The 20,328-nt window shown below is 64.8% G+C and carries 22 protein-coding genes and 1 tRNA gene; 12 read left to right on the top strand and 11 right to left on the bottom strand.

Annotated elements, in window-relative coordinates; translation table 11 throughout:
* The first annotated feature begins 4 nt into the window (after nt 1-4).
* Both DES45_RS17570 and DES45_RS17565 read left to right on the top strand, forming a co-directional pair.
* Nucleotides 5-280 carry a hypothetical protein gene (locus DES45_RS17570; RefSeq protein WP_114771348.1) on the top strand — a complete coding sequence of 92 codons (276 nt, stop codon included), beginning with the start codon at nt 5-7 and terminating at the stop codon, nt 278-280.
* Nucleotides 281-291: 11 nt separating this feature from the next.
* The gene (locus DES45_RS17565) at nt 292-813 is read left to right on the top strand and encodes a DUF2937 family protein (protein WP_114771347.1); all 522 of its coding nucleotides are present in this window, start codon (nt 292-294) and stop codon (nt 811-813) included.
* On the opposite strand, the gene DES45_RS17560 is transcribed toward DES45_RS17565, so the two are convergent.
* From DES45_RS17560 to DES45_RS17545, 4 genes are all read right to left on the bottom strand, one after another.
* Nucleotides 814-1,152, bottom strand: coding sequence for a hypothetical protein (locus DES45_RS17560; RefSeq protein ID WP_114771346.1), 339 nt, complete (start codon nt 1,150-1,152; stop codon nt 814-816).
* A 62-nt stretch (nt 1,153-1,214) separates the two neighbouring features.
* A complete protein-coding gene (locus DES45_RS17555) occupies nt 1,215-2,645 on the bottom strand; it encodes a homospermidine synthase (RefSeq protein WP_114771345.1) in 1,431 nt (476 codons plus the stop codon).
* A gap of 111 nt (nt 2,646-2,756) precedes the next feature.
* On the bottom strand, nt 2,757-3,329 hold the full coding sequence (locus DES45_RS17550; protein WP_114771344.1) for a GNAT family N-acetyltransferase: 573 nt from the start codon (nt 3,327-3,329) through the stop codon (nt 2,757-2,759).
* Nucleotides 3,330-3,454: 125 nt separating this feature from the next.
* Nucleotides 3,455-4,609 carry a type III PLP-dependent enzyme gene (locus DES45_RS17545; protein WP_114771343.1) on the bottom strand — a complete coding sequence of 385 codons (1,155 nt, stop codon included), beginning with the start codon at nt 4,607-4,609 and terminating at the stop codon, nt 3,455-3,457.
* Nucleotides 4,610-5,254: 645 nt separating this feature from the next.
* Between DES45_RS17545 and DES45_RS17540 the strand changes: the two genes are divergently transcribed.
* The 8 genes from DES45_RS17540 to DES45_RS17505 all read left to right on the top strand — a co-directional run bounded on the left by DES45_RS17540 (nt 5,255) and on the right by DES45_RS17505 (nt 12,539).
* Nucleotides 5,255-6,808 carry an OpgD/OpgG family glucan biosynthesis protein gene (locus DES45_RS17540; RefSeq protein WP_114771342.1) on the top strand — a complete coding sequence of 518 codons (1,554 nt, stop codon included), beginning with the start codon at nt 5,255-5,257 and terminating at the stop codon, nt 6,806-6,808.
* A 108-nt stretch (nt 6,809-6,916) separates the two neighbouring features.
* Entirely contained in the window at nt 6,917-7,930 is a 1,014-nt protein-coding gene (locus DES45_RS17535) for an ABC transporter substrate-binding protein (RefSeq protein ID WP_173945221.1), read from the top strand.
* A 24-nt stretch (nt 7,931-7,954) separates the two neighbouring features.
* Nucleotides 7,955-8,734: an ABC transporter ATP-binding protein gene (locus DES45_RS17530; RefSeq protein WP_114771341.1), complete on the top strand. Its 780-nt coding sequence runs from the start codon at nt 7,955-7,957 to the stop codon at nt 8,732-8,734.
* Nucleotides 8,731-9,591 carry an ABC transporter permease gene (locus DES45_RS17525; RefSeq protein WP_114771340.1) on the top strand — a complete coding sequence of 287 codons (861 nt, stop codon included), beginning with the start codon at nt 8,731-8,733 and terminating at the stop codon, nt 9,589-9,591. Before DES45_RS17530 ends, DES45_RS17525 begins: the two co-directional genes overlap by 4 nt.
* Nucleotides 9,592-9,687: 96 nt before the next feature.
* Complete coding sequence (locus DES45_RS17520) at nt 9,688-10,221, top strand: MarR family winged helix-turn-helix transcriptional regulator (protein WP_114771339.1); 534 nt, start codon at nt 9,688-9,690, stop codon at nt 10,219-10,221.
* Nucleotides 10,222-10,305: 84 nt separating this feature from the next.
* Nucleotides 10,306-11,229 carry a DMT family transporter gene (locus tag DES45_RS17515; RefSeq protein ID WP_114771338.1) on the top strand — a complete coding sequence of 308 codons (924 nt, stop codon included), beginning with the start codon at nt 10,306-10,308 and terminating at the stop codon, nt 11,227-11,229.
* Nucleotides 11,226-11,531, top strand: a complete 306-nt coding sequence (locus DES45_RS17510; protein ID WP_114771337.1) for a TfoX/Sxy family protein — start codon at nt 11,226-11,228, stop codon at nt 11,529-11,531. Before DES45_RS17515 ends, DES45_RS17510 begins: the two co-directional genes overlap by 4 nt.
* A gap of 21 nt (nt 11,532-11,552) precedes the next feature.
* Nucleotides 11,553-12,539 (top strand): 2-hydroxyacid dehydrogenase, encoded by a 987-nt coding sequence (locus tag DES45_RS17505; RefSeq protein WP_114771336.1) that lies wholly within the window; start codon nt 11,553-11,555, stop codon nt 12,537-12,539.
* A gap of 7 nt (nt 12,540-12,546) precedes the next feature.
* Here the strand turns inward: DES45_RS17505 and DES45_RS17500 are convergent, their stop codons facing one another.
* On the bottom strand, nt 12,547-13,581 hold the full coding sequence (locus tag DES45_RS17500) for a helix-turn-helix domain-containing protein (RefSeq protein WP_114771335.1): 1,035 nt from the start codon (nt 13,579-13,581) through the stop codon (nt 12,547-12,549).
* A gap of 84 nt (nt 13,582-13,665) precedes the next feature.
* Complete coding sequence (locus DES45_RS17495) at nt 13,666-13,908, bottom strand: hypothetical protein (protein WP_114771334.1); 243 nt, start codon at nt 13,906-13,908, stop codon at nt 13,666-13,668.
* A 555-nt stretch (nt 13,909-14,463) separates the two neighbouring features.
* On the opposite strand from DES45_RS17495, the gene DES45_RS17490 reads away from it, so the two are divergent.
* The gene (locus DES45_RS17490; RefSeq protein ID WP_114771333.1) at nt 14,464-14,847 is read left to right on the top strand and encodes a tetratricopeptide repeat protein; all 384 of its coding nucleotides are present in this window, start codon (nt 14,464-14,466) and stop codon (nt 14,845-14,847) included.
* A gap of 70 nt (nt 14,848-14,917) precedes the next feature.
* Here the strand turns inward: DES45_RS17490 and DES45_RS17485 are convergent, their stop codons facing one another.
* Both DES45_RS17485 and DES45_RS17480 read right to left on the bottom strand, forming a co-directional pair.
* The gene (locus DES45_RS17485; protein WP_114771332.1) at nt 14,918-15,664 is read right to left on the bottom strand and encodes an SDR family oxidoreductase; all 747 of its coding nucleotides are present in this window, start codon (nt 15,662-15,664) and stop codon (nt 14,918-14,920) included.
* Nucleotides 15,665-15,810: 146 nt separating this feature from the next.
* Nucleotides 15,811-17,619: an IlvD/Edd family dehydratase gene (locus DES45_RS17480; protein ID WP_114771331.1), complete on the bottom strand. Its 1,809-nt coding sequence runs from the start codon at nt 17,617-17,619 to the stop codon at nt 15,811-15,813.
* A 220-nt stretch (nt 17,620-17,839) separates the two neighbouring features.
* Between DES45_RS17480 and DES45_RS17475 the strand changes: the two genes are divergently transcribed.
* On the top strand, nt 17,840-18,442 hold the full coding sequence (locus tag DES45_RS17475; protein ID WP_114771330.1) for a hypothetical protein: 603 nt from the start codon (nt 17,840-17,842) through the stop codon (nt 18,440-18,442).
* A 60-nt stretch (nt 18,443-18,502) separates the two neighbouring features.
* Here the strand turns inward: DES45_RS17475 and DES45_RS17470 are convergent, their stop codons facing one another.
* From DES45_RS17470 to DES45_RS17460, 3 genes are all read right to left on the bottom strand, one after another.
* Nucleotides 18,503-19,297 (bottom strand): tellurite resistance TerB family protein, encoded by a 795-nt coding sequence (locus DES45_RS17470; RefSeq protein ID WP_114771329.1) that lies wholly within the window; start codon nt 19,295-19,297, stop codon nt 18,503-18,505.
* Nucleotides 19,298-19,358: 61 nt separating this feature from the next.
* Nucleotides 19,359-20,006, bottom strand: a complete 648-nt coding sequence (eda, locus tag DES45_RS17465; RefSeq protein WP_114771328.1) for a bifunctional 4-hydroxy-2-oxoglutarate aldolase/2-dehydro-3-deoxy-phosphogluconate aldolase — start codon at nt 20,004-20,006, stop codon at nt 19,359-19,361.
* 239 nt (nt 20,007-20,245) lie between these two features.
* Nucleotides 20,246-20,322, bottom strand: a tRNA-Met gene (locus DES45_RS17460).
* Nucleotides 20,323-20,328 lie beyond the last annotated feature (6 nt).

Genomic DNA, 20,328 nt, shown 5'->3' with positions numbered 1-20,328 from the left:
CCCGATGGCAGGTCTCGGCTTTCTCCGCAATGCCTTCGGGCGGCCCAAGGCCGATCGGGCGGCGATCGAGCGCGTCAAGGATCTGGCCCGCAAGGCCCTTCGAGCCGGCCCGGATGCAAGCTTCGCGGTCAACGAAATTGTGTGCGCCGATCCGGCCTGCCCGGGCACCGAGACCGTCATCCTCGTCATGGAGCCGGGGGCGAAGACGAAGGCCTACAAGGTTCCGAAGCCCCTCGACGAAATCGTGGAACAGGATATCGGCGCCGCTCTTGATCCTTGAGGAGGTGTCGCTTGCCCCGGATCACGCGAATCGTTGCCTTCGGGCTCGGCCTTCTGGGGGGCGTCGTCGCCTCCCAGGGACCGGAATACTCCCAGCAATACCGCCAGCGCCTCGGCGGCGCGATCGATGAGCTCCGCCAGATCGTCGGCCGCTTCGACGCGGATGCCCAGGCCCATGGGGAAAATCGCGAGAGCGCCATCGCGCGTCTGCGGGGCAACGCCGACGATCTGGCCAGCCGCCAGGGCGCCGCGATGCAGGCCAATGTGGAGCGCCTCGACCGCCTTCAGGCCCATCGGCAGGCCATGCTGGACGCGGGCCCCTTCGGGAGGGTCGCCCTGATGGTCCGGGACGGGGATGAGGATGTGATGCGGGCGGCCTACCGCGATTTCGAGCCCGCCGTGCCCGTCACGTCGGAGGGCATCGTCTCAGGAGCGGCCGGGTTCGTGGCCGTCTGGGGCGGCCTCCTGCTGCTGGCGGGGTTCGTCCGCAGCCTCGTCCGGCGGCCGCGGCCCCGCAGGGAAGCGCAGGCCTGATCAGTCCTTCGAGGCAGGCTTGCCGGCCAGCGCGATGTAGAAGCCGAGGCCATCCTGCGCCGGAAGGGTCTGCAGGCGGTCGACCCAGCCGCGCTTCTTCGCTTCGAGGAGCGCCTTGCCGACCGGTTGGAAGAGGGTTTCCCCGCCGCCCTCGGGCGGAGGCGCGAGCCGGATCGCGACCGTCTTGCTCTGCGCGAAGCGGCTTCGCTCCAGCATGTCCTGGATCGAGGCCGCCGCCTGTTCGCGGGAGGCGTTGCGCAGATCGAGGACCGATTCCGCATCCCTGACCCCCAGCGAGCCCCGGAGCTTGTCGGCGTAGAATTCCTCGAAATGGGGCATGCCTGACTTCCTCGGTCGCCGGACCCGGGCGCCTCGCGGCGCCCGGGCTATAATGAACGATCTTACCGTACCAGAACGTTCCGGAACTGCCACGGGTCGGAGGTGTCGATATCCTCCGGGAAGAACCCTGGGCGACCCTCGAGCGGCGTCCAGTCCGTGTAGACGCCGACCACCGGGCCGAGATAGGGCATCTGCACCTCGAGGCAGCGGCGGAAATCGATGTCGTCCGCCTCGACGATTCCGGCGTTCGGATTCTCGAGGGCCCAGACCATGCCGGCGAGCACGGCGGAGGTCACCTGCAGCCCGGTGGCGTTCTGATACGGCGCGAGCCTGCGTGTCTCCTCGATGGAGAGCTGCGAGCCATACCAGTAGGCGTTCTTGCCGTGGCCGTAGAGGAGCACGCCCAGCTCGTCGATGCCGTCGACGATCTCGTCCTCGGTGAGGATGTGGAACTTCTCCTGCGCCTTGCCGGCCTTGCCGAACATCTCGTGTAGGGACAGCACGGCCTCGTTGCACGGATGATAGGCGTAGTGGCAGGTCGGACGATAGGCGACCTTTTCGCCGTCGCGAACCGTGAAGAAGTCAGCGATCGAGATCGACTCGTTGTGCGTTACCAGGAAGGCATGCTGCGCCTGGGCGGTCGGTGTCCAGGAGCGCACGCGGGTGTCGGCGCCCGGCTGAAGCAGGTAGATCGCCGCCTGGCAGCCCTTGTCGTGGGTCCCGGCATTCTCGGGCATCCACGTCTCATGCGTGCCCCAGCCGAGTTCCGCCGGCTGCAGCCCCTCCGACACGAAGCCTTCGACCGACCAGGTGTTGACGAACACGCCCATCGGCTTCTCGGAATTGGCGCGCTGCGTGTCGCGCTCCGCGATGTGGATCCCCTTGACGCCCACCTTCTGCATCAGGCGCGCCCATTCCTCGCGGGATTTGGGCTCGTCGTGCTCGATCTTCAGGTCTTGGGCGAGGTTGAGCAGGGCCTGCTTCACGAACCAGGACACCATGCCGGGATTGGCGCCGCAGCAGGACACGGCGGTCGTGCCGCCCGGGTTCCGCCGCCTGGCGTCGAGAATGATTTCGCGCAGCGCATAGTTGGTGCGGTCCGCCGGTCCGGCGCTCTTGTCGAAATAGAAGCCGGCCCAGGGCTCGGCCACCGTGTCGATGTAGAGCGCCCCGACCTCGCGGCAGAGCTCCATGATGTCGCGCGAGGAGGTGTCCACCGACACGTTCACGCAGAAGCCCTGGCCACCGCCCTGCGTCAGCAGGGGTTCGAGCACCTGACGGTAGTTCTCCTTCGTCAGCCCCTGGTGGACGAACTTGATGCCGCGCTCGTCGAGCATGTGCCGGTCGGCATCGCTCGGATCGACGACCACGAAACGGCTCCTGTCGAACTCGAAATGGCGCTCGATCAGGGGCAGCATGCCTTTGCCGATCGATCCGAAGCCGATCATCACGATCGGGCCGGAGATGCGGCCGTAGACGGGCCAGTTGGTCATCGATGGTTCTCCTTCATCGGCAAGCTGCCGGGGTTGGGGTTGATCGGTGGCAAACGAACGCGCGCCGCACCATTCCTTCTGGTGCGGCGCGCGTCAATCGTTGAAAGGGATTTAGAAAGCGCGGCCGAGACTTACGGCGCCTCCCTGGGCCGCCGCAGCGACCAGCATCGCGAGATCGGGCTTCTGCTCCATGATGCCGGTGGCCGACACGAGACCGCGAGCGCCGTCGAGGGCGCCGGCTTCGAGTTCCAGCGCCAGGAACCGTCCGCGCTCGTAGGGGCCGGGCATCCAGAGGGCCTGGGTCGTCGCGGTGGTGAAGCCGAAGCGCTCGTAGTAGGGCGCATCGCCCACCAGGAGTACGGCCTTATGGCCGCGGTCGGCAGCGCGCCTGAGCGCCTCGCGCATGAGCTTCCCGCCCACGCCGAGCCCCTGGCGCGACGGGTCGACGGCGATCGGCCCCAGCATCAGCGCCGGCCGGTTCGGGCCCGCCGAAACGTGCCAGAGACGGACCGTGCCGATGATGTTGCCGTACTGCTCGACCACGAGGGACAGGCCCTCGGCCGGCAGGCGGCCTTCGCGCAGGCGCTCGCAGGTCTTCTGGAACCGCTCGGGTCCGAAGCAGGCATCGAGAAGCGCCTCGCGCGCTTCCACATCGCGGAAGGATTCTTCGCGGATCGTGATCATGGCCGTGGCCTCCCAGGGCTTGGGGTGAGCGACAGCCCTCGCACCTGCTTACGGATAAGCAGGCCGTCCGGGACAACTTTTGGGGTTGGTGCCTGCCTCAGACCCTGAGGCAGGCGGGACGTGAGTTAGATCACGTAGGACTTGAGCGGCGGGAAGCCGTTGAACGCGACCGCCGAGTAGGTGGTCGTGTAGGCGCCCGTGCCTTCGATCAGCACCTTGTCGCCGATCTCCAGCGAGATGGGGAGCGGATAAGGCTCCTTCTCGTAGAGAACATCCGCCGAGTCGCAGGTCGGACCGGCCAGCACGCACGGAACCTTGCGGTCGCCGTCGCGCTCGCTGCGGATCGGGTAGCGGATCGACTCGTCCATCGTCTCGGCGAGACCGCCGAACTTGCCGATGTCGAGGTAGACCCAGCGCACCTCGTCCTCCTCCTGGCTCTTCTTCGAGATCAGGACGACCTCAGCCTCGATGATGCCGGCATTGCCGACCATGCCGCGGCCTGGCTCGATGATCGTCTCGGGCAGACGGTTGCCGAAGTGCTTCGACAGCGCCCGGAAGATCGACTCGCCATAGGCTTCGACCATCGGGACCGTCTTCAGGTACTTCGTCGGGAAGCCGCCGCCGAGATTGACCATCGACAGGTGGATGCCGCGATCGGCGCATTCCCGGAAGATCGTGGAGGCAGAGCCGAGGGCCTGATCCCACGCTTCCGTGTTGCGCTGCTGCGAGCCGACATGGAACGAGACGCCATAGGCCTCGAGCCCATTCCGGTACGCATGCTCCAGCACGTCGACCGCCATCTCCGGCACGCAGCCGAACTTGCGCGAGAGCGGCCATTCGGCGCCGGCGCCGTCGCAGAGGATGCGGCAGAACACCTTCACGTCCCGGGCCGGCACGCCGACCAGAGCCGCCGCGCGCACGATCTTCTCGACCTCCGCCTCGCAGTCGACCGCGAAGAGGCGCACGCCGAGCTCGAGGCCGCGGGCGACGTCGCGCTCCTTCTTGATCGTGTTGCCGAAGGAGATCCGGTCCGGCGTGGCGCCGGCCGCGAGCGCGAGTTCGATCTCGACCACGGAAGCCGTGTCAAAGCACGAGCCCATCTCGGCCAGGACCTTCAGCACCTCGGGCGCGGGATTCGCCTTCACGGCGTAGAACACACGCGTGTCGGGAAGCGCACGGGCGAACTTGGAGTAGTTGTCACGCACCACGTCCAGATCGACGACCACGCAGGGGCCATCCTCACGTCGGTTGCGCAGGAATTCACGAATGCGCTCAGTCATGGCGCTCTCCCCACCAAAGGTTCAATGGAGGTCTTGTCCAGCCTCCGGATTGAAGTTCAGACGGTCAGGAAATCCTGCCGCCCGGCGTCAGCGAGGGAAGATTCACATCCCGCTTCGTGCGATGGAGACACGAGTAGCGGCGATGGGCTCTTCACCCGACGATGCTGCCTTGGATTGGATGGGGATACTCCATCCGCACGCCTGGCAATGATAAACAAGCCTCTTCGGTGTTGACCTTTGGAGGGCCAACGAGACCAAAAAAGCCCGTTCGTCGTTGCTTTAAGTCGCGTCCCCCGTTGAGAACGAGGTGCGCCGGTTTTCGCCTCCGGCTGCCGGTTAGGGGTATCGAGAGCTAGGGCGCTCTCGGGCGGCTGTCCGGCCTCTTGTCCGGATGCCCACCAACCGGCACGCGACCACAGGCACGTGCGAAATTGGGCAAAACTCAAATAGGCTTAATGGCTCCGGATCACAAGACCTTTTGTGACCCTTTTCAGGATTTTTTGAGCAGGGGAAACCGGTCTTTTCCCCTGCCTTCAGCGTTCAGCTTCCATTAAGTGGTGCGAGCCCAAGGAGACAGGCTCCGGCCTTTTCTGCCAAGCCTCGCTCCGGCCCGATTCCTTCCAGGAAAGAACAGTTTTCGCCCCCATGACGACTCTGTCCCGCAGAACCCTCCTGCAAAGCCTGCTGGCCACTGCTGCGATGCCCGCCTGGGCGCAGCAGAACGGAGCCCCCGCCCCCACGCCGTTCCGCCTCGAGGACGTGGTGCGTCGCGCGCGCGACCTGGCGGCAGCGCCTTACGAATCGCCGTCGGGCCCTCTGCCCGAGCCGCTGAACCGGCTCAGCTTCGATGATTACCGGGATATCCGCTTCCGGCCAGACCGGGCGCTGCTGGCGAGCGGCGGCAGCCAGTGGCGGATGCAGCTGTTCCATCTCGGCTTCCTGTATCAGCGCCCGGTGACCGTGAACGTCCTGCGGGACGGGGTTCCGAACCCGATTCCCTACCAGCGGGAGCTGTTCGACTACGGCCGGAACCGGATCGAGCGCCCCCTGCCGGTCAACCTGGGGTTTGCGGGCTTCCGCCTGCACTATCCTCTCAACGACCCGAAAGTGTTCGACGAGGTGATCGCCTTCCTGGGAGCGAGCTACTTCCGCTTCCTCGGGGCGGACCAGAAATACGGCCTCTCGGCGCGCGGGCTCGCGGTCAACGTGGAAGGCGGAGAGGCGGAGGAATTCCCTCATTTCCGGGAATTCTGGGTCGAGATGCCCAAACCCGATTCGGAGCGGGCCACGGTCTACGCACTCCTCGACAGCCCTTCCGTGGCGGGCGCCTATCGCTTCGAGATCTACCCGTCCCGCGAGACGACCATCGAGGTCACCGCCACCCTGTTCCCGCGACAGACGATGGCGAATGTGGGACTCGCACCCCTCACGTCCATGTTCTTCGAGGGCGAGAACGACCGGCACCAGACCGACGATTTTCGCATGGAGCTGCACGATTCGGACGGCCTGCTGATCCAGTCCGGCTCGGGCGAGTGGATCTGGCGCCCGCTGCGCAATCCCACCCGCAAGGCGATCTCGTCCTTCCAGGACAACAACCCGCGCGGCTTCGGCCTGATGCAGCGCGACCGGGTGTTCGAGAACTATCAGGATCTCGAGGCCTATTACCACAAGCGGCCCGGCTATTGGGTCGAGCCCATCGGCCAGTGGGGCGAGGGCCGGGTCGAGCTCGTCGAGATCCCCACTCCCGACGAGACCCACGACAACATCGTGGCGTACTGGAAGCCGAGCCGACCCTACGAGCCGGGCCAGGAGGTCAACATCGCCTACCGCCTGCGCGCGGTCGCCGCGGTCGGCGGGATGCATCCGGGCGGCAAGGCCGTAAACACGTTCCAGGCCCCTCCCCGCGCCAGCGGCTCGAACGCGCCGAGCGACCCGACCCACCGCCGCTTCATCATCGATTTCGCTGGCGGAAACCTGCCCTATTACATGAGCGATCCGGGCCTGGTGCAGATCGTGCCCTCCACCTCCGCCGGAACGATCACCCACACCTTCATCGTTCCCAACGACCACACCAAGGGTTTCCGGGCCGCCATCGACGTGAAGTTGGAGCCGGGCCAGTCGACGGACCTGCGCGCCTTCCTTAAGGCCGGAAACCGGACCCTGACGGAAACCTGGACCTATCCCTGGTCAATCGACTGACCACCGCCGGAGCGGGCCCTTCCGCTCCGGATCTTGCCAAGCTCTCTCGGAGCGCGCAGAAGCTGGCATCGCCGATTGACGGCGGTGCCAGATGAAGGATGGCTGCGGATGACGCTGCGTGTGCGCTTGGCGGGAGCCCTGGTGATCGGCTTCGGGGTGGGAGCAGGAAGCGCCCAGGCCCAGCAGCCCCTGACCGAGGTGACCTTCGGGACGAACTGGATCGCCCAGGGCGAGCACGGGGGCTATTACCAGGCGGTCGCGGACGGCACCTACGAGAAATACGGCCTCAAGGTCACCATCGTGCCCGGCGGGCCGCGGGCCAATAACCGCATGCTCATGACCGTCGGCAAGCTCGACTTCTACATGGGCGGCAGCATGATCCAGGCCTTCTCGGCGGTCGAGAAGGACATTCCGACCATCGTGGTGGCGGCGCATTTCCAGAAGGAGCCGCAGGTCCTCCTGAGCCACCCGGGCCAGGGTCTCGACACGTTCCAGGACCTGAAGAAATCGAATGACATCCTTCTCTCGAAAGACGGCTTCGCCACCTTCTATCAGTGGATGAAGGTGGAGTTCGGCTTCAGGGACGAGCAGGTGAAGCCCTTCGGGTTCAACCCGGCTCCCTTCATCGCCGACAAGCAGGCCGTTCAGCAGGGCTACGTGACGTCCGAGCCCCTGACGATCGAGAAGGCCGCCGGCTTCAAGCCCAACGTGTTCCTGCTCGCGGACCATGGCTTCAGCACCTATTCGACCACTGTCGAGACCCGGCGCGAGGTGGTGGAGAAGAACCCGGACCTGGTGCAGCGCTTCGTCGATGCGTCGACCATCGGCTGGTACAACTATCTCTACGGTGACAACACGAAGGCGAAGGCGCTCATCAAGCGCGACAACCCGGAGATGACGGACGAGCTCCTGGCCTATTCGGCCGCCAAGATGAAGGAATACGGCATCGTCGATTCCGGCGACACGGCCAAACTCGGCATCGGCGCCATGACGGATGCCCGCATGAAGGACTTCTTCGACAAGATGGTGAAGGCCGGCCTGTTCAAGGCCGACCTCGACTACAGACGCGCCTATACGCTCCGGTTCGTGAACAAGGGCGTCGGGCTCGATCTGAAGCGCTAGGAGAAGCGGCCGCTGCCGCGCCCCATGCAGGAGCCTCCCGCCACTCTCCTTCGCCTCCAGGGCGTCAGCAAGGTCTTCGCCAACGGCGTGACGGCTTTGCGCGATCTCGGCTTCGAAATCCGCACCGGCGAGTTCCTCTCGCTCGTCGGCCCGTCCGGATGCGGCAAGTCGACGGCGCTCCGGCTCATCGCCGGGATTGCGAAACCAACCTCCGGCACCGTGGAATGGGCCGGCGCCGAGGCAACGGATCACCGGAGCGAGATCGGCTTCGTGTTCCAGGAGCCGACCCTGATGCCCTGGGCGAACGTGGCCGACAACGTCTGGCTGCCGCTTCGGCTGCGCGGCGTGTCGCGACGCGATGCGATGAAGCGAATCCATGAAAGCCTTGCGCTGGTCGGCCTCGACGATTTCGCCGAAGCCTATCCTCGCGAGCTGTCCGGCGGCATGAAGATGCGCGTCTCGATCGCACGGGCGCTCAGCCTCAGGCCGCGCCTGCTGCTGATGGACGAGCCTTTCGGGGCGCTCGACGAGATCACCCGCTTCCGCCTGAACGACGATCTCCTGCGCTTGAAGCGGGATCTCGGGTGCACCGTCGTGTTCGTGACCCACTCGATCTACGAGAGCGCCTATCTGTCGACGCGCATTCTGGTCATGAGCCCGCGCCCGGGACGGGTCATCGCGGAGATTCCCGGCGCAGCGTCGGCACCGCGTGATGCGGATTTCCGCACGAGTGTCGGCTATGCGGAGCTCTGCGGCACCGTTTCCAAGGCATTGGCCGCTTCAGCCACCGGAGACGCCGCATGAGCCGGCCGAGCCGCCCGCAGCCCTCCGAAGGAAAGCGCCCGCGCCGCATCGATCCCCTGCGGCTCCTCCTTCCGGCCCTGGTGTTCCTCGCCGGCATCGGCGCCTGGGAGGGCTATGTCCGCGCAGCCGCCGTTCCGCCCTACATCCTACCGGCGCCGAGCCTCATCGCCCGCACGATGGTAGCCGACTGGACGCTCCTGTGGGGATCCCTGCTCACGACCCTCACGACCACGATCCTCGGCCTCGGCCTCGCGGTCGTCGGAGGCGTGGCGCTCGCCGTGCTGCTGAGCTTGTCGCGGATCGTGGAATATTCGCTCTATCCCTTCGCGGTCGTGCTGCAGGTCACGCCCGTGATCGCCATCGCGCCGCTCCTGCTCATCTACATGCCGCAGGACGCCGCCGTGCTGGCCTGCGCTTGGCTCGTCGCCTTTTTTCCCGTTCTGTCGAACACGATGCTGGGATTGCAGTCCGTGGACCGCAACCTTCTCGAACTGTTCGACCTCTATGGGACGTCCCCCTCCCAGACTGTCCGGAGCCGGCTCCGGTCGCGCCTGAAGGCGCTCTGGATCCTGCGCCGTCCGGCGGCCCTGCCGCCATTTCTCGCGGGCCTGCGGATCGCAGGCGGCCTCTCGCTCATCGGGGCCGTGGTGGCCGAGATGGCTGCGGGCTCTGCGGGGGCCGGATCGGGCCTGGCCTATCGAATCATCGAGAGCCAGTACCGCCTGAACATCCCGCGCCTCTTTGCGGCCCTGGTGCTCCTTGCCCTGACGGGCGTGGCGCTGTTCCTCCTGCTCTCCGCGCTGAGCCATCTCGCCCTGCGGCGCTGGCACGAAAGCGCGCTTTCCTCCGAGACCTGAGGCGGCTTCGTTCGTTTTGTGTCACTCTGTCATCGAACTGTCACGAGTTCCTGTTCAGAGTGTCGGCACCGCAGCTGCGAGCATCGGGGGAAGCGGATGGATAACGAGGTCAAGCATCCTGCCGTGAAAAGCGTCGGCTGGGCTCTGGTGCAGGCCTCCCGCCTCCATCGCAGCCGCACCGGCGACAAGCTCTCCGAGCTCGGGCTCTTCGCCGGCCAGGAGCAGGTGCTTCAGGCGCTTGCCAATTCCGGTCCCATGACCATGGGCGATTTGGCGGCGATCCTGCGCGTGCGCCCGCCCACGGCATCGAAGACCGTTTCACGTCTCTCGGCCCTGAAGCTGGTCGAACGCCACACCGAACCGGGCGACGCCCGCATCGTGCGCGTGAAGCTGACCCGGGACGGCAAGCGCAAGGCCGCCGCCATCAACGCCCTCTGGGACGAGGTCGAGGCGGAGCTTCTCGAAGGCTTCGACAACAAGGACCGCAAGCGCCTGAGAAAGCTCCTGCGCAAGGCGGCCAAGAACCTCGCGGGCATCACGGGCGCCGATCAGACCGGTTTCGAGGGCGACGATGAGCTCGACGAATTCGGGCCGCCCGAGGAGCAGCCGCCCCTCGCCGCCTCCGCCTGATCCTGCCAGCATTGCCTGACGCGCAGGCGGGCCGTGCGTCAGGAACATTCGCCGTCGCCAAGCGATGCCTTTAGCATCGCCCGCATGGTCAAGACCGCGCCCGGCGCCCTCCCCTCCTGGAACTCCCCTCCTCGACAGCGCCTGATCGGCATCGCCCTGATGTGCGCCGCGCTGCTGTGCTTCTCGTGCCTCGATGCGACCGCGAAATGGCTCAACCGCTCGGTCGACCCCCTGGTGACCGTGTGGGCCCGCTACATGTCGGCCTTCGTCCTGACCGCGATCGCGATCAATCCCTGGACGCAGCCGCGCCTGCTCCGAACCAACCGCCTGCCGCTCCAGCTCATCCGGTCGGTCCTGCTCCTCCTGTCGACCTTCTGCAACTTCGTGGCCCTGCAGTTTCTCCAGCTCGTCGAGACCATGTCGATCATCTTCTCGACGCCTCTGCTCGTGGCGCTGCTGGCCGGGCCGATCCTCGGTGAGCACGTTGGGGCGAAGCGCCTCGCCGCAATCGGCGTCGGGTTCATCGGCATTCTGGTGATCACGCGCCCGGGCCTCGGGGCTATGCATCCGGCCATCCTGCTCTCGGTGGCGGGATCCGTGGCCTACGCCTTCTACGGCATCACCACGCGGATGCTCGCCTCGACCGACTCGACGGCGACCACCACATTCTATTCAGGGGTTGCCGGCATCGTGCTGATGACCCCGCTCCTGCCCTGGTTCTGGACCGCGCCTCCGACGCCCCTCACCTGGTTTCTGCTGGCGATGACAGGGGCGTTCGGCGGGTTCGGCCATTGGCTCCTGATCCTCGCCCATGCGCGCGCGCCGGCCGCGATCCTGTCGCCCTTCATCTACAGCCAGATCATCTGGATGCTGGCCTTGGGCTACATCCTGTTCGGAGACTGGCCCGATCCGTGGACATTCGCAGGCGCCGGCATCGTCATCGCGTCCGGCCTCTACTTGCTCTATCGTGAGCGGGTGAGGCATCAGGAACTGGACCGATCCGCATGAACGACGCCCCCATCAGCACCCTTCCGGGAATCGGACCGGTCACGCAGGGTTGGCTCGACGAGGCCGGCATCGGAACGGTAGGCGACCTGCGCGCGCTCGGAGCGGTCGAGGTCTATCGCCGGCTGAAGTTCATGTTTCCGGGCCGGGTTAACCTCAACGCGCTCTACGGGCTTGAAGCGGCCCTGCGCGGCTGCCACTGGCTCGACCTGCCGGAGACCGTGAAGACCGCTCTTCAGCAGGAGGCGAAGGCGATCGATCAGGCCCTGCGCAAGGGCGCCGGCTCCCGCTGCCATCTCGGCTAAACACCACGACAGGATGACATGATGACGAAGACCGAAATTCTGATGGCCGGCCCGATGATGCCGAGCGTGATCGAGGCGCTCGACCGGGACTTCATCCTGCATCGCCTCTGGGAGCAGGCTGACAAGGACGCTTATCTGAACGAGGTCGCTCCCAGAATCCGCGGGCTTGCCGCCAGCGCTGTCGCCGGCCGTACGGATGCCGCCTTCATCGGACGCTTTCCCAATCTGGAGATCATCGCGAGTCTCGGCGTCGGCTACGACAACGTGGACGCCGCCGAGGCCGGCCGTCGCGGCATCATCGTCACCAACACGCCCGACGTGCTGAACGAGGAGGTGGCCGACCTGACCATCGGTCTTCTCCTCGCGACCCTGCGACGGATCCCGCAGGCAGATCGCTATCTTCGCGCCGGCGAGTGGCTCAAGGCGCCGTTCCCGCTCTCGACGACCCTGCGCGAGCGGAAGGTGGGCATCGTCGGCCTCGGGCGCATCGGCAAGGCCATCGCGCGCCGTCTCGAAGGGTTCGGCGTCGAGATCGCCTATTATGGGCGGAACCGGCAGGAGAGCGTCGCCTATTCCTATCACGCCAGCCTGCCGAGCCTGGCGGAGGCCTGCGACGTCCTGATCGTCATCACCCCCGGGGGAGCCGAGACGCGGCACATGATCGATGCGGAGGTTCTGAAGGCGCTGGGTCCCAACGGCGTTCTGATCAACGTCTCGCGCGGGACGGTGGTGGACGAGAAGGCGCTGATCGAGGCCTTGCGGTCCGGCACGATCCTGGCGGCGGGCCTCGACGTGTTCGAGGACGAGCCGCGCGTGCCCCAGGAGCTGATCGACATGGACAACGTGGTGCTGCTGCCGCACATCGGCTCCGCATCGGTCCATACGCGCAGGGCGATGGGCCAGCTCGTCGTCGACAACCTGGTCTCATGGTTCGCCGACAGGGGTCCGCTGACGCCGGTGCCCGAGACGCCGTGGTCAGCCGTGGAGCAGCCCGCTACGGCGGGTTGACGGCGTCTCAGGCCTTCAGCTTCTTCTGCAGGGTTTCGCGTGGACTGACGCCGTAGGTGCGCTTGTAGAGAGCCGCGAACTCGCCCATGTGGCCGAAGCCGCAGCCGATCGCGAGATCCGTCACCGTCGCCAACGCCGGGTCTGCCTTCAGCAGCGCCTGATGCACGTGCTGAAGGCGGACCTTGCGCAGGAACGCCATGGGCGTCATGTGGCGGAAGTTCTGGAACCCGTTCTGAAGGCTTCTCGCACTGACACCGGACTGGGCGGCAATGTCTGCCAGGGACAGTGGTTCGTTGAAACGGGCCTCGATATAGGTCTCCGCCCGCTTCACGTAGTGAGGCGCGGCGGATGATTGGGGTCGCAGCAGCGCGTCGGAATAATTGCTTCGGTGAGAGAGCAGGAAGCCGGTGATCACCATCTGCTCCAGTTGCTGTCTGGCTGCAGGCAATCGTCTGGCCAACGACATCGGATCGGTGAGTTCGGCGGAAGCATAGTGATAGAGCCGGAGCCAGCTCTGTCCTGAAACGCTGTCGAGATTGAACTGGGTGTCGAAATCCACATGCCCTTCGATGTCCCGCCCGAGGAGCTTCGCGCAATAATCAGCGATCCTATAGCGGTTCATCATGATGCCTTCGCCCTCGTATCCGTCGCCAAAGACGAGCGTCCGTGCCGGACCCGACGTGAAAGTGACCCCGTTCGATCCCGCCACGGGAAACTTCTTCCCCCTCAGGACCAGCTCGCTGGAGCCTCTCGTCGCGATCGTGAAGCCGATCCGGTCGTCGCTCGCCTCCGAAGCGAGGTCAGCCGACAGGTTGCAGCCGAAGTGCATGTTCACATGACTGAGGTCGCTCCATCCGCTGAAGCCGAACCCGCCATGGAGTCGCGCCTCTCGTTCGGTTGGCGTCAGGATATGCCTCGTGAGGAGCTTGGTAAGAACGTCCTCGAATTCGTCGAGCCGTGACGTCTTGAAGGAGTAGTCCGCTATAAGGCTGCTGCGCTTGGAGGGAGCATCCTGGTCTCCTGGGTGCTCTGGATCATCCATTATAAGCCCCCCAGGGAATGGACCTTCTCATCGAATGCATCGGTGCTCTCCCAATTTGGGACTGCTCTGCTTTTCCAAGTCATCTCAGGCCCTCGGCTTCTTCTGCAGGGTCTCGCGCGGGCTGACGCCGTAGGTACGCTTGTAGAGGGCAGCGTACTCGCCCATGTGCCCGAAGGCGCAACCGAGCGTGAGGCCCGCCACCGTCGCAAAGGCCGGATCGTCCAGCCTCGATGATGCGAAAACGAAATCGAGAGCCGATCCGCTGCCCGCGCTCCGGGAGGGGGATGAGGAGATCCGCCCTGCAGCGCCGCGTGCGGGATCACTCATGCGGCGGCCGTTCCCTGGAGAAGCGATCCGTCAGGTGGGAGGAAGAGCGTGGCGACGCGCCTACCCGTCTTCACCGTCGCCCGAAGTGAGCCGACGTGGACGGCACCTCCGCAGGAGGGACCATATGCGCTCCTGCGTCGGCAGAAGCAGTCCACGGCGATGCTCCCGATGGCAACCGGCGCTGAAGTGGTCCAAGGAGGAGAACGGCTAGTTTTGCCGTAAAGAAACGTACTCTTCGACGCACCTTTAAATTGCTCAAATGCCAATTCATGTAACTTAAAGTGTATCGCAAAGTCGTATTTGGTATCCGCCATAGACGGCGACGCGTTGTTCCCTAGAGGCACATCCTCCACCGCGACTTGCAATGATCCCCCCGAAAAGCTTGCGTCTTAAGGGAAAGCCTACATTTCCTACGCATTTCCGACAAGTCGTGCGGCTTTCCGATTTCCGTTTGGGAAGACGGATGGCAATCATACCTCAGACGCAATCAGTTAAAAAATCAGCAGTTCGTAAACCGGAATACTTGAGTTCCAATCAGTAACATTGGAGACCGACATGATCCTGGCGGACAATACAAAGAGACATAATATCTCCGGTGTTCGTGTCACCTTCAATTTTCATGACCAAAAAATATTCAGATCCGCACCCTTGTGTGCATTGCTCTACAAAAAAAGCAGATTGCTGAATTTTTATTACGGGCGCGGAATCTTATTCTTCCACCTTGGCAGGTATAAGAGAGCCGCGGCCGATTTCAGCAAGGTCTTGCGCCTCGATTGGCGCAACGAGAGGGTGGTCCTGTGGATCGGCAGGGCAGAACGAGCCCATCGGGCCACCCTCCTCCCAGCCTCGGGCAATGTTCAGGAATTCGACGGGGTGGCCTTTCCGCTCTCCGTCTGGGACAGGCCTACCTGCCATCGGTTCGCATATGCAGGAACATGATGCCCGCCTCGCATCAGCTAGGCCTTGAGCGGAGACCGTCCCGACAGAAGGACGGCTCCGCCTCTTTTCGTCAAAGCGCGAAGCCCCCGTCGACCAGGTGGATCTGGCCCGTCGTGTAGCTGGATTCGTCGGACGCCAGATAGACGGCAAGCTCCGCCACCTCCTCGGCCGTTCCGAGGCGCCCCATCGGCTGACGGTCGATGAAAGCCTTGCGGACGACCTCAACGCTTTGCCCCGAGCTCTCCGCCTGCGACCGGATCCGTTCGTCCAGCGACGGCGACTGTATCGTGCCGGGACAGATCGCATTTGCCCGGATGCCCTGCTTGATGAAGTCTGCCGCCACCGCCTTGGTGAGCCCGATCACCGCCGCCTTCGTGGTGCCGTAGACATAGCGGTTCGGGATGCCGCGGACCGACGAAGCCCCGGATGCGATATTGACGATTGCTCCATGACCCTTGCTCAGCATGCCGGGCAGCACGGCCTTGATGGTCCGATGCATGGACTTCACGTTCAGATCGAACGAAAAATCCCAATCCCGATCGGAGCAGTCGAGGATCGTGCCGTGATGCACGAAACCTGCGGCGTTCACCAGCACGTCGAGAGGCCCCGCCTCCGCCACGAGGGCCTCCACATCACTCCCCGAGAGCACATCGAGCCGGCGGCACGTGGCGCCATCCAGCCCATCGAGTTTCTCGGCATTCAGGTCGGTCGCCCAGACGGTTGCTCCCTCGCGCAGGAACGCCTCCGCGATGGCCCGTCCGATGCCTTGCCCCGCCGCAGTGACGAGAGCCGTCTTCCCTCGAAGCCGGTCGACCATGATGTTCCTCGCGCGATAAGAGTGTCGGTTCGGGATTGCCTAAAGCATCGGACGGGAGAAGTGGATTTGCACTTCTGGGGCCGATCCGATGCATTCTTTTCAGGTCAGGGCATCGTTCGGGCGGATCCGGAGACCCGCACGATGCACTAGTGGTTGTCGCGCGGCACGCCGAAGGTCTGGGCGACCTTCTGGTACTTCACCGCAGGCTTGAGCGTCATGCCTTCCGACAGCTGATCGACCATGGAGCGCTGGATTTCCTGCCATGGCGTCTGGCTCGCCGGATAGGCGTAGCCGCCCCGGGCGTTCAGATCCTCCCGCCGCTTCCGCAACTCGTCATCGGCGATCAGGATGTCCGCACGGCGCTTGTTGAGGTCGATGCGGATCCGATCGCCCGTCTGGAGCAGGGCGAGCCCGCCGCCCGCGGCGGCTTCCGGCGACGCATTGAGGATCGACGGCGTCGCGGACGTCCCGGACTGGCGTCCGTCGCCGATACAGGGCAGCGACAGCACGCCCTGCTTGATCAGCGAGGCGGGCGGCTGCATGTTCACCACTTCCGCTGCACCCGGATAGCCGATCGGTCCGGCGCCGCGCATGATCAGAAGCGTATGCTCGTCGATGTCGAGAGACGGATCGTCGATGCGGTGGTGATAGTCCTCCGGACCGTCGAACACGACGACGCGGCCCTCGAAGGCATTCGGGTCGTCAGGGTTCGACAGATAGCGGTCCCTGAACTCCGGGCTGATCACGCTCGTCTTCATGATCGCGGAATCGAACAGATTGCCCTTGAGGTTGAGGAAGCCCGCCTTTTCCTTCAGCGGGTTGTCGTAGGACCGGATCACCTCGTGGTCCCAGGTGAACTTCCCTCTGGAGTTCTCGCCGATCGTCGTGCCCGTGCAGGTGAGCGCGTCTTCGTGGATCTTCCCGGCGCCGATCAGTTCGGCAAGCACCGCCGGCAGGCCGCCGGCGCGGAAGTATTCCTCGCCGAGATACTCGCCGGCTGGCTGCACGTTCACGAGCAGCGGGATCTCGAAGCCGACCCGCTCCCAGTCGTCGCAGTCGAGCGGAACCCCGATATGCTTGGCGATGGCGTTGATGTGGATCGGCGCGTTGGTCGATCCGCCGATGGCGGCGTTCGCCACGATGGCGTTCTCGAAAGCCTCTCGGGTCATGATGTCGGAGGGCTTCAGGTCCTCCCAGACCATGTCGACGATGCGCTTGCCGGTCTCGTAGGCCATCTGTCCGCGCTCACGATAAGGAGCCGGAATCGCCGCCGAGCCGGGAAGCGCCATGCCGAGCGCCTCGGCCAGCGCGTTCATCGTCGAGGCCGTGCCCATGGTGTTGCAGTGCCCGACCGACGGGGCCGAAGAGCCGACGATGTCCATGAACTGCTGATAATCGATGTCGCCGGCGGCATGGCGCTCGCGCGCCTTCCAGACGACCGTGCCCGAGCCCGTGCGCTCGCCATGGTGCCAGCCGTTGAGCATGGGGCCGACGTTGAGCGAGATCGCCGGGATGTTGACCGTCGCGGCCGCCATGAGGCAGGCCGGCATGGTCTTGTCGCATCCCGTCAGCAGCACGACGCCGTCGAGAGGATAGCCGTAGAGCACCTCGACCAGCGACAGGTAAGCCAGGTTGCGGTCGAGGCAGGCGGTCGGACGCTTGCCCGTCTCCTGGATCGGGTGGCATGGAAACTCGAAGGCGACGCCGCCTGCGGCCGTGATGCCGTCACGCACGCGCTTGGCGAGCTCCAGATGGTGGCGGTTGCAGGGGGACAGATCCGATCCGGTCTGCGCGATGCCGATGATCGGCTTCTTGCCCTGGAGCTCCTTGGCGGTGAGACCAAAATTCAGGTACCGCTCGAGATAGAGTGCGGTCATCCCCGGGTTGTCGGGATTGTCGAACCATAGGCGGGAGCGGAGCTGTTCGGGCGTGATACGGTGAGGCCTGTCAGCCATTCTTCGGTCCTTTTCACTGCCGATTGAGGCATGTGGTGCGATTTGACCCCTTGCCGTCGCGGAAATCAACCGCTCGTCGCATTCGCAGGTCTTCTATCTGAGCCGCAGTGCATGCACGCAGCTCAGCCCTGCGGGAGCAGGCTCGATCCTCCCTGATCCAGCAGTTGCATTGTGCTACGGAACGCGCTCTGATAATTCGAAACTTTGTTTCGAAATCCTCATGATGACCCGATCTGCAATTTTCCTTCTTCTTCTCGCGACCAGCATCTTCCCTGCTTGGGCGGATGACTGCCCGAATGCGAAGACTGCCAAGCTCGGTTTCATTCTCGAGCGCCAGGGCGCGCGTGCGGAGGTGCGGCCGGCTTCGGACCATTTCGTGCATGTCCGGAACATCTATTCAGGCGGAAAGCAGCAGGACGTCATCTACTACCGTGGGTTCTTCCCGGTCAGCCGATTCGACGATACGGCGCGCAGCATCAACATTCCGGTCTCGGATATCCGGTCGGTCTTTCCCCTCGAGGCCAAGGACAAGCGGGCCCTGACCTATGCGTCGGCGGAGCCCGACAGAGTTGGCGCCCTGCGTTCGGTCGAGATCACGGTGTCGGGGCAGGAGCGGCTGGAGCTGGGGGCCTGCTCCTATGACGTGCTCGTGGTCCGCAACCGCACCTTGAACGCGGACGGCCGGCTCGTGGGAGAGCACACGGACCTCTACTCTCCCGAACTCGGCTTCATTCTGGCCAAACGCTACGATGAGAACGGCGGCCGGATAACGACCGTCAAGTATCAGAGCATTCGCCCGCTCGGCCGGGTCTCGCCTCTCTGAAGAACCTGCCCTCCGGCTGCTGAGCACGGCACAACAGGGCCCGCGTCCCGACGCGACACGTCAGCGGAGGCTCACCGCAGTGTCTTCGATCTGAGTCCTTAGGGCTGGATCCAGGTCGAGCGCTAGGGCAAGCTGGTTCATGAACTCGCGCTCCTGCATCGTATCGGGATCGATGGCGATGCGTGCGGCGGCATAGACCTGTGCGGCCTTTTCCGGATCGTTCACGCCGGCGGCGATCTCCTCCACGTCGGCAGGCGACGCCATCTCGTCGTCGAGCCAGCGGCTCGCCTGCGGATCAATGCCGGCTTCGGTGAGTCCTTTGATGATCCGCGCCCGCTCGGTCTCGTCGATGCGCCCGTCGGCAGCGGCCGCCGCCACCATGGTGCGGAGGAAGAGCAGGGCATCGTCCTCCGTCTGCGAGACGGGATGGAATCGTGAGTTCTCCGGCAGATCGAGAGCTGGGGCGTCCGGCTGCGCTTCGGGAGCCGAGCTGGAAGCGGGCAGCGCGTCGGGCGTAGTCGGCTGATTCTTGGCTTGTGTCGCCTTCGATTGCGTCTGATAGGCTTTGTAGGCCAGCCCGCCGATCACGGCCAATCCGCCCAGCTTCGCGAGGCTGCCGGCGAGCCCGCCCTTCCGCCCCTTCGTCAGCATGAGGCCGGCGAGACCGACCACGGCGGCTTGCGTCAGGGTCGAATGCTGGGCGGCGAGGTCCTTCGCCTTCTGGAGGAACTGGTCGGGCGATTGTCCGGCGACCTGCTCCACCTGCCTGCCGAGACCCGCGAGCCCCCCCTGCCCCTGCTGCGGATTGCTCAGGGCTCCGACGACCGTATCGAGTAGTTTCTTGTAATCGACCATGGGAGCCTCCGTGACGTGAGCAAGCTGAGCTACACACACAACGGAAGCGGCGCGGAATGGTTCAGGTCGTGGCCGTGCGCAGCGACGACGCCTCGGATGCGAGACGCTCGATGGCGACGAAGTCGCCGCGCTTCAAGGCATCCGAAGGCGTCAGCCACGTTCCCCCGACGCAGGGGACGTTGGGCAGGGCCAGGTAATTCGGCGCCGTTTTCAGGTCGATGCCCCCGGTCGGACAGAATGTCAGGTGCGGAAGCGGGCCATGGACCGACTTCAGCCAGGCGGCTCCGCCGGAAGCGGCCGCGGGAAAGAACTTCAGGGTGCTGAACCCGAGCTGCGCGAGCACCATGGCTTCGGAAACGGTGGAGCAACCTGGCATCGCGGGAATGTCGGCCTCGCTCAGGGCCTCCGCGAGTTGCAGGGGCGTTCCGGGTGTCACGATGAACTTCGCGCCGGCGTCGGCCACCTCGCGGATCTGGCTGCGGTGCAGAACCGTGCCGGCCGCAACGACGGCTCCCGGTACCGCTTTGCTGATCGCATTGATGGCGTCGAGCGCTGCGGCGGTTCGGAGTGTAATCTCGATCACAGGAAATCCGGACCGCAGCAGCGCATGCGCGAGGTCGATGCTGATCCGGGCGTCGTGGATCGTGACGACGGGAATCACAGGCGCGAGACGGACGTAATGCTGAAGATCGTTTGACGGAACACTCACCGCTCGCTCCTCCCGTTGGGTGCGTCAGAGGATAGCACGCCGGAGCGTTTGTCCAGTCGATTCGCGGGCGCGTCATGGCGCCATGCGAAGTCGTGTCGTTCAGCGTTGGACCATCTTGAGCAGTTCACGACGCGTCAGAGCCTTGGGGTGGTTTAGGCTCCTGCCCTGGTGGCGGGTGTTTGTTGTCTGGACGAGCAAAAACCCCCGTCGGGTTTGACCGGCGGGGGTTTTTTGTGTGTTGGTTGCGGGGACAGGATTTGAACCTGTGACCTTCAGGTTATGAGCCTGACGAGCTACCGGGCTGCTCCACCCCGCGCCATGG

This window comes from Microvirga subterranea, from assembly GCF_003350535.1.
GTDB classification, from domain to species: Bacteria; Pseudomonadota; Alphaproteobacteria; order Rhizobiales; family Beijerinckiaceae; genus Microvirga; species Microvirga subterranea.
The sequence above is the reverse complement of the archived record's forward strand: the minus strand, read 5'-3'. Positions and strand labels throughout refer to the sequence as shown.